This is a genomic window from Pseudomonas sp. WMBT8, assembly GCF_050916005.1.
Taxonomy (GTDB): Bacteria; Pseudomonadota; Gammaproteobacteria; order Pseudomonadales; family Pseudomonadaceae; genus Aquipseudomonas.
This window is the reverse complement of the sequence record NZ_CP188096.1, coordinates 1,864,461-1,877,396: the sequence shown is the minus strand read 5'-3', so window position 1 is coordinate 1,877,396 and position 12,936 is coordinate 1,864,461. Positions and strand designations below refer to the sequence as shown.

Sequence of the window (12,936 nt, the reverse complement as noted above, 5' to 3'; positions counted from 1 at the left end):
AACGCACTTAGCGCCCAACGCATTGAGGATTCCCGGCATGAAGAAATTTCGCAGTAATTGGTTTCGCGTCGCCGTCGAGGGCGCTACCTCTGACAAGCGCACCATCAAACGCAGTTGGTTGGAACAGGCGGCGAAGAACTTCAATCCAGCCACCTATGGTGCTCGCATCTGGCTGGAACACTTCCGCAGCCTGCTGCCCGACAGCCCTTTCAAGGCCTACGGTGACGTGCTCGCGGTCAAGACTGAAGAAGTGGAAATCAACGGCCAGAAGAAGCTGGCCCTGTTCGCCCAGGTAGAGCCGACGCCCGATCTGATCGCCATGAACAAGGCCAAGCAGAAGATTTACACCTCGATCGAAATCGACGACAGCTTCTCGGACACCGGCGAGGCCTACATCGTCGGCCTGGCGGTGACCGATTCCCCGGCCAGCCTGGGCACCGATGTGCTGTCTTTCTCCGCGCAGAAGCCAGAATCCAGCCCATTCAAAGACCGTCATTATTCCGCGACGTCGATGTTCACCGAGGCAGTGGAAACCGAGCTGCTGTTTGAAGAAGTCGAAGAAAAACCCAGCCTCGGCGCCCAGCTTTTCAGCAAAGTTCAGGCTCTTCTGGGTGGCAAACAGGCCAAGGACGACGCCGAGTTTGCGCAGATCGGCCAGGCCGTCGAAGCGATTGCCGACCACGTTAAGGATCTGCCCGACCAGTTGGCCGCAGAGAAGAAATTTTCAGGAGAACTGAAAACGACGGTCGAGCAGCTCAGCAAAGACCTGACCGAGCTAAAAACTACGCTCGGCAACACTCAGGACCATTCCCAAATCCAGCGCCCACCGGTAACCGGCGGCGGCAAACAAGCCCTGGCTGAATTCTGACCTGCGGCCTTAACCGCCCAGCCCACTATCGGAGACACCCATGCGTAACGACACTCGAAAACTCTTTACCGGCTACCTCGGTCAGGTTGCCCAGCTCAACCGCGTTGAGTCGGCCACTGCAACATTCAGCGTCGATCCGACCATCCAGCAGAAGCTGGAAACCAAGATCCAGGAGTCGAGCGAGTTCCTGACCAAGATCAACGTCCTCGGCGTCGACGAACAGGAAGGCGAAAAGGTGGGCATGGGCGTGGGCAGCACCGTTGCCAGCCGCACCAACACCAAGATCAAGAAGCGCGAGCCGAGCAGCATCGGCACTCTGTCCAGCGACAAATACCGCGCTGAACAAACCGACTTCGACACCTACGTCAGCTACAAACAGCTCGACGCCTGGGCCAAGTTCCCGGACTTCCAAACCCGCCTGTCTAGCGCCATTGCCCAGCGTCAGGCGCTCGACCGCATCCAGATCGGCTTCTACGGCACCTCGGCAGCCGAGCAAACCGACCGCACGGCACACCCTCTGTTGGAAGACGTCAACATCGGCTGGCTCCAGCAGTACCGCACTCATGCACCCGACCGAGTGCTGAAGGAAGGCGCTATCGCTGGCAAGATCACCATCGGCAAAACCGGCGACTTCAAGAACATCGACGCCTTGGTCTACGACGCCATCCAATTGCTGGATCCGTGGTATCGCCGTAACCCTGGCCTGGTGGTGCTGACAGGCCGCGAGCTGGTACACGACAAGTTCCTGGCCCTGGTCAACAAGGACCAAGACTCCACCAACACCCTGGCCAGCGACCTGATCATCTCTCAACGTCGCGTCGGGGGCCTGCCGCTGTACGAAGTGCCGTACATCCCAGAAGGCACGATCCTGATCACCACCTTCGCCAACCTGTCGGTGTACTGGCAGATCGGTGCTCGCCGCCGCTACCTCAAGGAAGAGCCGGAGTGGAACCGCGTCAGTAACTTCGAATCGTCGAACGAAGCCTACGTCGTCGAGGAATACGGCCTCGGATGCCTGCTGGAAAACATCAAGCCGGTTGAAGACGCAAGCAGCGAGGGTTAATCCCATGGCACTCAGCATCGCCCAAGCCCACCAACGCCGCGCACGCGCGGCAATGGAGGCAGCGAAAACAGCACCACAGCAATCCATGGCCGGCGCCACCGCCTACGAGCATCAGTTGAATCAGCTGCTGCAAGACCGCTTGCGCCTCAAAGCCATCCAGTCCAACGAAGGCAAAGCCGCGCTCAAGCTGCAACTGCTGCCCGAGTACGTCCCGTATGTCGAAGGTGTGCTTGAGGCCGGCCATGGTGCCCAAGACGACGTCATGACCACCGTCATGGTGTGGCGTGTCGACGTCGAGGACTACAGCGGCGCTCTGGACATCGCCGACTACGTGCTCAAGCACAAGCTGATCATGCCGGACCGATTCGAACGCACCACCGGTTGCCTGGTCGCGGAAGAAATCGCCACAGCCGCGCTGAAAGCACAGAAGGCCAATGGCAATTTCGACCTGAGCATCCTGCACCGCACCGTCGAGCTGACCGACGCCGAAGACATGCCTGATCAGGCTCGCGCCAAGCTGTTCCTGGCGACTGGCCGAGCCACCTTGCACGGCATTACCGCCGAAGAACCGGGCCAGCCTGGACAGATTCAGGCCGGTATCGACCTGCTTAAGCGCGCAATCGAATTGCATGACGGTTGCGGCGGCAAAAAGGATTTGGACGGCGCCGAGCGCCTCCTGAAAAAACACGCTGCACCAAGCAGCTAACCGAGCGTCCCCACGCACCCCGCCGGCTCGGGGCGGATCGGCCAGGCCGCTCCTCCTGAACGTGAAGCCCCGACCACCGGCGACCTATTTTCGAGTGCAGTTCATGAGCGCATTTGTAGCCAGCGGCCCTGTCGCAGGCGGTCATATCAACACCGACCCCTTCTGGCCGTCGATTGACCTGGACCACTTGCGCGCCACCCTGCGCATCAACGACAGCGTCACCCCGGCCCGACTGGAAACCGCCGTGATTTCTGCCGCCATCAACCTCAACCGCGAGCTGGCCGAGTGGCGGAAAGCCCAGCAAGCAGCCGGCCACGCCAAGCTGGACGACGTACCCGGTGATCGCATCAATTACGTGTCGGTAAAGGCCCACCTCTACCGCCGTGCCATCGAAGCCGCTACCGGCGCCGAAGTCTGCGAGCGTTACCGCGATTACAGCGCCACGAATGCCGGCAGCCAGAAGGCCGAAGAAGTCACCCCCACCATTGACGACTACCGCCGCGACCTGCGTTGGGCTGTGCGCGACTTTCTTGGTCGCACCCGCACCACCGTGGAGTTGATCTGATGGCCGTCGCGGTCCGTGCAAATCAAAACGACACGGTCGACGCCCTGTGCTGGCGTTTCTACGGCCGCACCGCAGGCGTCACCGAGGCCGTCCTTGAAGCCAACCCCGGCCTGGCCGACCAGGGCCCAATCCTGCCGCAAGGCTTTGTCGTCAACATGCCCGAAGCCCAAACCAGCGCCCCGCAGCGGCAAATGGTGAACCTATGGGACTGACTGAGCTGCACCCGGACCTTGAACCCACCAACCCTGGACAACGGAATGAAGCGCATGCCTGAACGTCCCGACACCTGGGCCTGGCTCGCCGCCTGGCTCGAACAGAACTGGCCGACTCTTTACGCCGGAGTCCTCGCCGTGATCATCGCAGCCCTAAGGATCATGTACGGCGGCGGCACGGTGCGCCGCATGCTGATCGAGGCGCCGCTGTGCGGCACCTTGGCCCTGGCTGCCAGCCATGGCTTGGCCTTGCTCGGCATCCCAACCACCACCGCGCCGTTTTTCGGCGGTGTGATTGGTTTGCTCGGCGTGGAGGGCACGCGCGCGGTCGCCAAGAAGTTTTTCACCCGCAAGGTAGAACAGCTATGACGACCCTACGACACGGCGACCGCTCGCAGGCAGTACGCACGCTGCAAAAGAATCTCAACAGCCACGGCGCCAAGCTGGATGTGGACGGCAGTTATGGCGACAGCACCGAAACCGCTGTCCGTGCCTATCAGCTCAAGGTTGGTCTGGTCGTTGATGGCGTAGCCGGCGAAAAAACCCAAACCAGCCTGGCCGGCGGTGACTGCGCCAAGCTGCTGCGCAACAACGATCTGATCGCTGCCGCCGAACGCCTCGGCGTGCCGCTGGCAAGCATCTACGCCATCAACGAAGTGGAATCCAAGGGCAAGGGCTTCTTCGACAACGGCAAGCCAGTGATCCTTTTCGAACGGCACATCATGTACCGCCAGCTCGCCAAGGTGCGGCACGACGGCGATGACCCGGCCGAACTCAAGCACCACGCCGACCAGCTCGCCGCCGTCAATCCCGCCCTGGTAAACCCAAAGTCGGGCGGATACTCCGGCGGTACCGCCGAACACCAGCGCCTGGCCATGGCCCGGCTGATCGATGACACCGCCGCCCTTGAATCTGCGTCATGGGGGGCTTTCCAGATCATGGGCTTCCACTGGCAGCGCCTGGGCTATACCAGCGTGCAGGACTTCGTGGCAGCCATGAGTGCCAGCGAATCGCAACAGTTCGACGCCTTCACCCGCTTCATTGAAACCGACCCGGTGTTGCAAAAAGCGCTGAAAGCCCGCAAATGGGCCGAATTCGCCAAGCTCTACAACGGTCCGGACTATCAGCGAAACCTCTACGACGTGAAGCTACAGCGTGCCTACGAACGGCACGCCGACTGCGGTTGCGGGCAAGGGGTAGCCGCATGATCGACTTCGAAGCGGTGCAAAAACTGCGAGTGCAGGACGGCGATCTGCTGGTGGTGCCGGAATCCACCGAACAGGACGATATGCAAGTGCTGGCCGAGGCCATTCAGTTGATGAGCGGTGCCAGGGCCGTGATCGTTCGCGGCCCTATTAAACAACTCGATACCGAAGCCATGAATAAGCTCGGCTGGTACCGCGCATGAGCACCCTGCGCCAGGCCCTGTACGGCATTGCCTTGCTCGGTGCCCTGGCGCTGCTGATCTGGGGCCAGCAACAGCGCATCAACGTCGCCGTGGGTAAAGCCGAACGGGAAGAATCTGCGGCTAAGACCGCCCGCGCAGACGCCGACCGCAACCTGACCACCGCCAACACGCTCAAGACCGCCCTAAAACAGGAACGTGACGCCCAAAGTGCCCTGCGAACTCAGCAGGATCAGTTACGCCAGGGCCTGGCAAAGCGCGAGCGAACCATAGAGGAGCTGAAACGTGAAAACGCCGAACTACGCACCTGGGCTACTCAGCCTTTGCCTGATGCTGCTCGCAGGTTGCGAGAGCGCCCCGCCCTTACCGGCGCCGACGCTTATCGTCAGTGGTTGTCCGGCCGTAGTGCCGTGCCAGTTGCCGGCGACCAGCCCACGCAATAATGGTGACCAGCTCACCGACCAGGACCGCGTCGAAGCCGCCTGGGCCGACTGTGCGGCGCAGGTCGACATGGTTTACCAACATCAGCAGGCAGCGCCATGAACAAGCCTGAAAGCCTACGCGCCCACCTCCTGGCCACCGTCGCCGAATTCAAGCACAACCCTGACCGGCTGCTGATCTTTATCAACAACGGCAAAGTTCGCTGCACCTCTGCGCCAAGCCTCTCTTTTGAGTACAGCTTCGAACTGCAGATCATCCTCACAGAGTTCGCAGGACACCCTGATAGCGTGATGCTCCCACTGTTGGGCTGGCTCAGCGTCAACCAATCCGAGCTGCTCGACAACCTCGATAAAGTGAAGAACGGCTTCCAATTTGAGGCCGAAATTCTCAATAAAGACCTGGTGGACCTCAGTATTACCCTGCCGCTGACAGAGAAAGTGATCGTCGGCCAAGATGACCAGGGCCACACCACCGTCAAGCACCCAAACGAGCCGCAGCGTGTAGCGGGCTACCTCGACCCGAACTGGAAGCCTGGCGCCCAGGGCAACACCAGCGAATGGTTTGTCCCAGATGGCAAATGATCTGGAAGCCCTCGAGACCTGGGCAGCGACGCTGCTGGAACGGCTTGAGCCTGGGGCACGCAATCAACTGGCCCGCAGCATCGGCCAGGACCTGCGTCGCAGCCAACAAAAACGGGTTACTGCCCAGCAGAACCCGGACGGCAGCAAGTTTGCCCCCCGTAAACAGCGCAATCTGCGTGGTAAGCAGGGGCATATCCGCCGCAAGTTGGAAATGTTCAAGAAGCTGAAGAACGCCACCTACCTCAAGGCCCGAGGCGACAGCAACGCCATATCTGTGGGCTTTACCGGGCGAATCGCCCGAATTGCCAGGGTTCACCAGTATGGGCTGAAGGACCGCGCAGAGCGTGGCGCTCCAGACGTGCAATACGAACAACGTGAAGTGCTGGGATTCACCGAGGCGGATCTTGATGTGATCCGTGACAGCTTGCTTGCGCACCTGACACTGTAAAACCCCTCCCTACAAGGCAGCGAAGCTGCACCCGCGCACGCGTGGCGCCACCATCGGCGCCATGAACAATTTCGCCGCCCTCTCCCGCATGCTCGAAAACCTCATCCGCCTCGGCGTCATCGCTGAAGTCCAGATGGTGCCCCCGCGCGTGAAAGTAAAGACCGGCGAATTGACAACCGCCTGGCTGCCCTGGCTGGCCCTGCGTGCGGGGGCCGACCGTGAGTGGGACCCGCCCACCGTCGACGAACAGGTCATCCTGATCAGCCCGTCCGGCCAACTCGCCAACGGCGTCGTCATCACCGGCCTACCCAGCGATCACATTCCCGCCAACGGCAACCGCCCTGGCCTGCACCGTCGCACCTACGCCGACGGCACGGTGATCGATTACGACAGCGTCGCCCACCACCTCAACGCCACCCTGGCCGAAGGTGGCACCACCAACTTGACCAGCACAGGCGGCATCAACATCGTCGGCCCGATCACGCACCACGGCGACTACACCCAGACCGGCAACCAAAACGTCACCGGTACCGTGACCGTCACCGAGGACGTGGTCGCGGCTGGTATCAGCCTGGTGGAACATCCGCACGGCGGCGTCATGCCAGGCAGCGGCAAGACGGGGAAACCTGAATGAACCGAGAAACCGGCGGCGCCATCGGCGATCTGGACCTCATCAGCCAGGCGATTACCGACATCCTCACCACCCGCATCGGCACCCGCGTCATGCGCCGCGAATACGGCAGCCTGCTGCCCGAGTTGGTGGACCATCCCTTCAACGATGCCACCCGCCTGCGCGTGTACGCGGCAGCAGTCATGGCATTGATGCGCTGGGAACCGCGTATCAGCCTGAACCGGGTGCAGTTCCTCGGCGCCAATCTGCAAGGCCAATCGGTGCTGGACCTGGACTGCACCCTGGTGGACTCCAATGAGCCGTTGAGCATGAGCCTGCCGCTGCAACTGGGGGCCAGTGTATGAACACGTTCGCCGCCATCGACCTCAGCCTGTTACCCGCGCCGCAGATCGTCGAGCAGATCGACTACGAGCAGATCCTTGCCGAGCGCAAGGCCTACGCCATCAGCCTGTGGCCGGTCGAGGAACAGCCAAAAATCGCCGCGCGCCTTGAGCTAGAGTCGGAGCCTCTGACCAAGCTGCTGCAAGAGAACGCTTACCGCGAGACGATCTGGCGCCAACGGGTCAACGAAGCATCAACCGCCAATATGCTGGCCTTTGCCAAGGGCTCCGACCTGGAAAACTTGGCCTCCAACTTCAACGTCAAGCGCCTGGTTATTCAGGAGGGCAATGCATCAGCATCCCCGCCCGTGGCGCGGGTCATGGAAGATGACGACAGCCTGCGCGAACGCACGCAGATGGCCTGGGAAGGCCTCAGCACCGCAGGCCCGCGCAACAGCTACATCTTCCACGCCCGCGCAGCTGACGGGCGGGTTGCCGATGCCACAGCGGAAAGCCCTTCCCCGGCCGTGGTCGTGGTGACGGTCCAGGGCATGCTGGCCGATGGGAGCGCAGAGCCTGAGTTGCTGGCCGTTGTGAACGCCTATCTCAGCGATGAGGACCGCCGCCCAGTCGGCGACCGCCTGACCGTCCAGGCCGCGCAGATCCTGCGTTACCAGGTCAAAGCCAAGCTCTACCTGAAAACCAGTGGGCCAGAAACTGAGCCTGCCCGAGCGGCTGCCGAACAACGCCTGAAGCACTACGTCCACCAGCGCCGCCGGTTGGGCATGGAAGTCTCAGAATCAGCGATCCACGCCGCGCTGCACGTCGAGGGCGTGCGCAAGGTCGAGCTGGAGAACTGGGTCGATATTGCCGCCACGCCTTACCAGGCGCCGTTTTGCACCGACATTAAATTATCGGTTGGGGTGGAGTGATGGGCGCCCAGCACCTGCTACCCAGCAACTCGACGCAGTTAGAGCGTGACGCGGCCGTCGCACTGGCGCAGATCCAGCGGGTGCCTATTCCCATTCGCCTGCTGTGGAGCCCGGACCTATGCCCGCTCGCGGTGTTGCCGTATCTGGCCTGGTCGTTTTCCGTCGACCGCTGGGACAGCACCTGGTCGGAGTCCATCAAGCGCGCGGCCATCCGTGCCGCTTACTACATCCATTCGCGCAAGGGCACCATCGGCGCGCTGCGGCGCGTGGTCGAGCCCCTGGGCTATCTGATCGAGATTATCGAGTGGTGGCAGGACGTGCCGGTCGGCATCCCGGGCACCTTCAAACTCAAGGTCGGCGTGCTAGACACCGGCATCACCGAAGAGATGTATCAGGAACTGACCTTCCTGATCGATGACGCCAAACCCCGCAGCCGCCACCTCACCGGCCTGGCCATCAGCCTGGAAACCACCGGCAGTTTCTATATCGGCGCCTGCGTCAGCGAAGGCGATGAACTCAGCGTTTACCCACCGACCCAACGCGACATCGAAGTCAGCGGTTACCTGCGCCTGGGCGGTCGCGAACATCACATTGATACGATGGACATCCTCCCATGATCGACCAGAACAGCCAGTTTCAAGCCATTCTTACGGCCATCGGCGAGGCCAAACAGGCGAACGCGGACGCCCTCGGCATCCCCTGGACGTTCGCACAGATGGGCGTGGGTGATGCCAACGGCACCGACCCATTCCCCGACCGCCTGCAAACCAAGCTGATCAACGAGCGGCGCCGTGCACCGCTCAACCAGCTCAAACCCGACCCGAAGAACCCCGGCATCATCATTGCCGAACAGGTCATCCCGGAAAACGTCGGTGGTTTCTGGATTCGGGAAATCGGTCTGTACGACCAGGACGGCGATCTGGTGGCCGTCGCCAACTGCGCGCCGACGTTCAAGCCGTTGTTGGCCCAAGGATCGGGTCGGACTCAGATCATTCGTATGAACCTGATCGTTTCCAGCCTGGCCAACATCGTGCTGAAGATTGATCCATCAGTAGTCCTAGCAACTCGGGATTATGTGGACCGCTCGATTGGTGAGGTGCTGCCGGCGGATAAAACGCCCGGTACTTATCACCGAGTTACGATCAACGCGCGGGGCATTGTGGTGTCGGGAAGCAATCCAACCACGCTCGACGGTTTCGGTATCAAAAACGCTTACACCAAAGACCAGACCGATAACCTGCTTGATCAGCGGGCTGGAGCAGACGGCATACTGGCGGCGGGTGTGGTTAATGGAGATCCAGGCTTACCGTACTTCAGGTTCAAGAATCCTGATGGCTCTGCGGGCCATATAATCAACCTGTCACTGTCATCTCATGGTCACACCTTCGCTAGCTTGAGTGACAAGCCAACAACACGCGATGGCTATGACCTCCGCGATGTTTTTACAAAGACCGAAACACGAGCCGGTTTTGTTGCAGCCGGTTCGGAAAACCGCATCGCTCTTTCCTGGGCTGCGGAGGGGTTAAAAGCCGCTGTTGATGTTACTGACCTCGGTGCGTTATGGCTGACGTCGAACTTCAATCCTGACACGAAGGCAGACAAGTCCAATACCTACACCATTGGGCAAACAGATGTTCGTTTATCGCAGCGAGTTGTCAGCGATTGGATATCTCACGCAGGGTTGATTTCGGATAACCCGGACCTTCCTTACGTCATGCAGACTTCGACCGGCGCTATTTTGCAGCTTGCTCGCCGGGTGCATCGTCACGCATTTTCCGATCTGGATGGGCTTCCGCCTACAGCTGTTGGGCATGGGATCTACGACGTCTACTCCGTATCTCAGTCAGATATAAAGTTCAATCAAAAGCTGACCCGCGATGCGATTAGCGTGGCTGGATTATGGGGCGGCGACATCAACCTTCCGTACTTCCGGAGGGCTTTTGATGAACAGCCGGTTTACTTCATCACCCAAACCACCCTGCCGAAAAACACCTGCCAGAAGGGTATTCCAGGCTGGTGGAAATGCGCCGATACCGGCTTACTACGTCAGCGGGTCTCCATCTATATCGGTGATGTCTCAACGGCATGGGCGGGTGCGGTTACATGGCCTGTTGCCTTTGCAGAGCAAGCTGATTCAGTGAAGCTTTCGTTTCTCCATACCAATGGTTCGCCGGCAACCGTCTCATGTGCGTATGCCGACCTGACCCGCACAGGGTGCAATTTGCGCGTAGATGAATGGGGGTTAAATCCGCAGTACGGGCTGACACTTATCGTAGAAGCGGAGGGTTATTAAGATGAGCGCGTATTTTCACTCAAAAAGTGTCGGGTTCTATACCGATGAGGTTCACGGCCCCCGGACTATCTTGGTAGTTGATCCCAAGTGGAAGCAGCCAGAAATCCAGATTACTGATCCCGATTGGGTTCCTGGTGACGATGATAAAGACGCAGAGCCCCCGCTGATTAGCGTCCCCGACCCTGACGCGGTTCCGCCCCTAATTGAAGTGCCGAACCCCAAATGCTCGCTGCCTCCGAAGGCCGAACTGCGGGACCTGCCCCAGGACAAGTACCTGGCGCTCCTAGTCGCACAGTCCCAAGGTAAAGTCATTCAAGCCAATTCAAAGGGAGAGCCTGTTGCTGTTGCTCCACCTCCGCCCAGTGACGCAGAGCTTGAACGGCGCGAGCGTATTTGGCGCGACTCATCGCTGGCAAACACTGACGGTTTGGTTGTGCGCCATCGTGACGAGTTAGAGCTTCAACAGGCTACAACGCTTACAACTGAACAGTATCAGCAGTTGCAGCGTTATCGCTTGGACCTGCGAGCCTGGCCCGTCGCGGAACATTTTCCAGACAGACAATTCCGGCCAGTAATACCAGATTGGGTCGCTGCCAAGAACTTGTAAGCGTTGCGACTACAAGCCCGCGCGCTCGCCCAACCGGCGCGCGCGCGGCAGCCTGTGCACTGTCATTCCATCACAACGCAGGCAACCACCCATGGCCGGTTCAGACTATCTCCACGGCGTGCGGGTCATCGAACTCAACGACGGCACCCGCCCCATTCGCACCATCTCCACCGCAGTCATCGGCCTGGTTTGCACGGCTGAGGATGCAGACCCCCTGATGTTTCCGCTGGACACCCCGGTACTGCTGACCAATGTGCAAAGCGCCATCGCCAAAGCCGGCGTCAAAGGCACCCTGGCATCCAGCCTGCAAGCCATTGCCGACCAGACCAAGCCCTACACCATCGTGGTGCGGGTCAAGGAAGGCGCGGACGAAGCCGCCACCACCAGCGCCCTGATCGGTACCACCACCGCCGATGGCAAGTACACCGGCATGAAAGCCCTGCTCGCAGCCAAGGCCCGCGTGGGCATGACGCCGCGCATTCTCGGCGTGCCTGGCCTCGACAGCCAGCCGGTAGCCACCGCGCTGGTATCGATTGCCAAGGACCTGCGCGCCTTCGCTTACGTCAGTGCTTGGGGCTGCAAAACCAAGGAAGAGGTGGTCGCCTACCGCGAAAACTTCGGCGCCCGTGAAGTGATGGTGATCTGGCCGGAGTTCCAGAACTGGAGCACCGTCACCAATGCGACCGTCACTGCCTCGGCCGTGGCGCGTGCCCTGGGCCTGCGGGCCAAGATCGATCAGGAAACCGGCTGGCACAAGACTATCTCCAACGTCGCCGTCAATGGCGTGACCGGTATCAGCGCCGACGTGTTCTGGGATCTGCAAAACCCGGCCACCGATGCCAACTACCTCAACAGCAATGAGGTCACCACGCTGATCAACGAGGGCGGCTTCCGATTCTGGGGCAGCCGTACGTGCAGCGACGATCCACTGTTCGCCTTTGAAAACTACACCCGCACCGCGCAGATCCTCGCCGACACCATGGCCGAGGCGCACATGTGGGCGGTAGACAAGCCCATGCACGCCTCCCTGGTGCGGGACATCATCGAGGGCGTTAACGCCAAGTTCCGCGAATGGATCGCCCAGGGCTACCTGATCGGCGGCAGTTGCTGGTACCCCGAAGACATTAACGACAAGGACACCCTCAAGGCCGGCAAGCTGACCCTCGACTACGACTACACCCCAGTGCCGCCCCTGGAAGACCTCACGCTTCGCCAGCGCATCACCGACCGTTACCTGATGCAGTTCGCCAGCCAGATCAACAGCTAAACCGGGCCTCCCCCGCGAGGGGAGTTAACCCTGTGCCATACCCCCGGAGAACACCGCCATGGCCCTGCCCCATAAGCTCAAAAACCTCATGTTGTTCAACGACGCCAACATCTACCGTGGATTGGTTAAGTCCGTCACCCTGCCCGCCCTCGGCCGCAAGATGGAAGCCTATCGCGGCGGCGGCATGAACGGCCCGGTCAAGGCAGACCTGGGCTTTTCCGATGACGGCATCCAGTTGGAATGGAAAACCGGTGGCCTCGATCTGATCAGCCTCAAACAATTCGGCGCGGTCAACGCCTCGGGCGTGGCGCTGCGATTTTCTGGCGCCTATGAGCAGGACGACACCGGCGAAGTCAGCGCGGTGGAAATCGTGGTGCGCGGCCGTCACGAAACCATCGAAATGGGTGACGCGCAGCCAGGCGAGGACACCGAACACGCCATCACCACCACCTGCACCTACTACAAGCTGACGGTCGACAACGAAGAAATCATCGAAATTGACCTGCTCAACTTCATCGAGAACGTAGGTGGCAAGGACATGCTGGAGAAACAGCGCAAGGCCATCGGGGTCTGATCCCCGCCCTCGATCGACAATCC

At 60.6% G+C, this 12,936-nt stretch carries 19 protein-coding genes and 1 pseudogene; all 20 read left to right on the top strand.

Features of this window, described 5'->3' with window-relative positions; genetic code table 11:
* Nucleotides 1-37 precede the first annotated feature (37 nt).
* The 20 genes and pseudogenes from ACO77H_RS08420 to ACO77H_RS08325 all read left to right on the top strand — a co-directional run bounded on the left by ACO77H_RS08420 (nt 38) and on the right by ACO77H_RS08325 (nt 12,913).
* Nucleotides 38-868, top strand: a complete 831-nt coding sequence (locus tag ACO77H_RS08420) for a GPO family capsid scaffolding protein (protein WP_432755266.1) — start codon at nt 38-40, stop codon at nt 866-868.
* Nucleotides 869-908: 40 nt separating this feature from the next.
* On the top strand, nt 909-1,931 hold the full coding sequence (locus ACO77H_RS08415) for a phage major capsid protein, P2 family (protein WP_432755265.1): 1,023 nt from the start codon (nt 909-911) through the stop codon (nt 1,929-1,931).
* 4 nt (nt 1,932-1,935) lie between these two features.
* Complete coding sequence (locus ACO77H_RS08410) at nt 1,936-2,637, top strand: terminase endonuclease subunit (protein WP_432755264.1); 702 nt, start codon at nt 1,936-1,938, stop codon at nt 2,635-2,637.
* A 103-nt stretch (nt 2,638-2,740) separates the two neighbouring features.
* Nucleotides 2,741-3,202 carry a head completion/stabilization protein gene (locus tag ACO77H_RS08405; RefSeq protein WP_432755263.1) on the top strand — a complete coding sequence of 154 codons (462 nt, stop codon included), beginning with the start codon at nt 2,741-2,743 and terminating at the stop codon, nt 3,200-3,202.
* On the top strand, nt 3,202-3,414 hold the full coding sequence (locus ACO77H_RS08400) for a tail protein X (protein ID WP_198849215.1): 213 nt from the start codon (nt 3,202-3,204) through the stop codon (nt 3,412-3,414). The genes ACO77H_RS08405 and ACO77H_RS08400 overlap by 1 nt, the downstream gene beginning before the upstream one ends.
* A 45-nt stretch (nt 3,415-3,459) precedes the next feature.
* Complete coding sequence (locus tag ACO77H_RS08395) at nt 3,460-3,783, top strand: phage holin, lambda family (protein WP_170043373.1); 324 nt, start codon at nt 3,460-3,462, stop codon at nt 3,781-3,783.
* Entirely contained in the window at nt 3,780-4,622 is an 843-nt protein-coding gene (locus ACO77H_RS08390; RefSeq protein WP_432755262.1) for an N-acetylmuramidase domain-containing protein, read from the top strand. Before ACO77H_RS08395 ends, ACO77H_RS08390 begins: the two co-directional genes overlap by 4 nt.
* A complete protein-coding gene (locus ACO77H_RS08385) occupies nt 4,619-4,822 on the top strand; it encodes a hypothetical protein (protein WP_128592886.1) in 204 nt (67 codons plus the stop codon). Before ACO77H_RS08390 ends, ACO77H_RS08385 begins: the two co-directional genes overlap by 4 nt.
* On the top strand, nt 4,819-5,262 hold the full coding sequence (gene lysB, locus ACO77H_RS08380; RefSeq protein WP_432755261.1) for an Rz-like lysis system protein LysB: 444 nt from the start codon (nt 4,819-4,821) through the stop codon (nt 5,260-5,262). The genes ACO77H_RS08385 and lysB overlap by 4 nt, the downstream gene beginning before the upstream one ends.
* Nucleotides 5,177-5,362, top strand: a pseudogene (gene lysC, locus ACO77H_RS08375) (Rz1-like lysis system protein LysC); the annotation flags it as partial. The gene lysB and the pseudogene lysC, both read left to right, overlap by 86 nt.
* Nucleotides 5,359-5,841 (top strand): phage tail protein, encoded by a 483-nt coding sequence (locus ACO77H_RS08370; RefSeq protein ID WP_432755260.1) that lies wholly within the window; start codon nt 5,359-5,361, stop codon nt 5,839-5,841. The pseudogene lysC and the gene ACO77H_RS08370, both read left to right, overlap by 4 nt.
* Nucleotides 5,831-6,289: a phage virion morphogenesis protein gene (locus tag ACO77H_RS08365; protein WP_432755259.1), complete on the top strand. Its 459-nt coding sequence runs from the start codon at nt 5,831-5,833 to the stop codon at nt 6,287-6,289. The genes ACO77H_RS08370 and ACO77H_RS08365 overlap by 11 nt, the downstream gene beginning before the upstream one ends.
* A 61-nt stretch (nt 6,290-6,350) precedes the next feature.
* Entirely contained in the window at nt 6,351-6,923 is a 573-nt protein-coding gene (locus ACO77H_RS08360; RefSeq protein WP_432755258.1) for a phage baseplate assembly protein V, read from the top strand.
* The gene (locus tag ACO77H_RS08355; RefSeq protein ID WP_432755257.1) at nt 6,920-7,264 is read left to right on the top strand and encodes a GPW/gp25 family protein; all 345 of its coding nucleotides are present in this window, start codon (nt 6,920-6,922) and stop codon (nt 7,262-7,264) included. The genes ACO77H_RS08360 and ACO77H_RS08355 overlap by 4 nt, the downstream gene beginning before the upstream one ends.
* A complete protein-coding gene (locus ACO77H_RS08350; RefSeq protein ID WP_432755256.1) occupies nt 7,261-8,172 on the top strand; it encodes a baseplate assembly protein in 912 nt (303 codons plus the stop codon). Before ACO77H_RS08355 ends, ACO77H_RS08350 begins: the two co-directional genes overlap by 4 nt.
* Nucleotides 8,172-8,789, top strand: coding sequence for a phage tail protein I (locus ACO77H_RS08345; protein WP_432755255.1), 618 nt, complete (start codon nt 8,172-8,174; stop codon nt 8,787-8,789). The genes ACO77H_RS08350 and ACO77H_RS08345 overlap by 1 nt, the downstream gene beginning before the upstream one ends.
* Nucleotides 8,786-10,465 (top strand): phage tail protein, encoded by a 1,680-nt coding sequence (locus ACO77H_RS08340; RefSeq protein ID WP_432755254.1) that lies wholly within the window; start codon nt 8,786-8,788, stop codon nt 10,463-10,465. Before ACO77H_RS08345 ends, ACO77H_RS08340 begins: the two co-directional genes overlap by 4 nt.
* 1 nt (nt 10,466) lies before the next feature.
* A complete protein-coding gene (locus ACO77H_RS08335; protein WP_432755253.1) occupies nt 10,467-11,072 on the top strand; it encodes a phage tail assembly chaperone in 606 nt (201 codons plus the stop codon).
* Nucleotides 11,073-11,163: 91 nt separating this feature from the next.
* Nucleotides 11,164-12,339: a phage tail sheath protein gene (locus ACO77H_RS08330; RefSeq protein ID WP_432755252.1), complete on the top strand. Its 1,176-nt coding sequence runs from the start codon at nt 11,164-11,166 to the stop codon at nt 12,337-12,339.
* Nucleotides 12,340-12,397: 58 nt separating this feature from the next.
* The gene (locus tag ACO77H_RS08325; protein WP_432755251.1) at nt 12,398-12,913 is read left to right on the top strand and encodes a phage major tail tube protein; all 516 of its coding nucleotides are present in this window, start codon (nt 12,398-12,400) and stop codon (nt 12,911-12,913) included.
* The last annotated feature ends 23 nt before the right edge of the window (nt 12,914-12,936 follow it).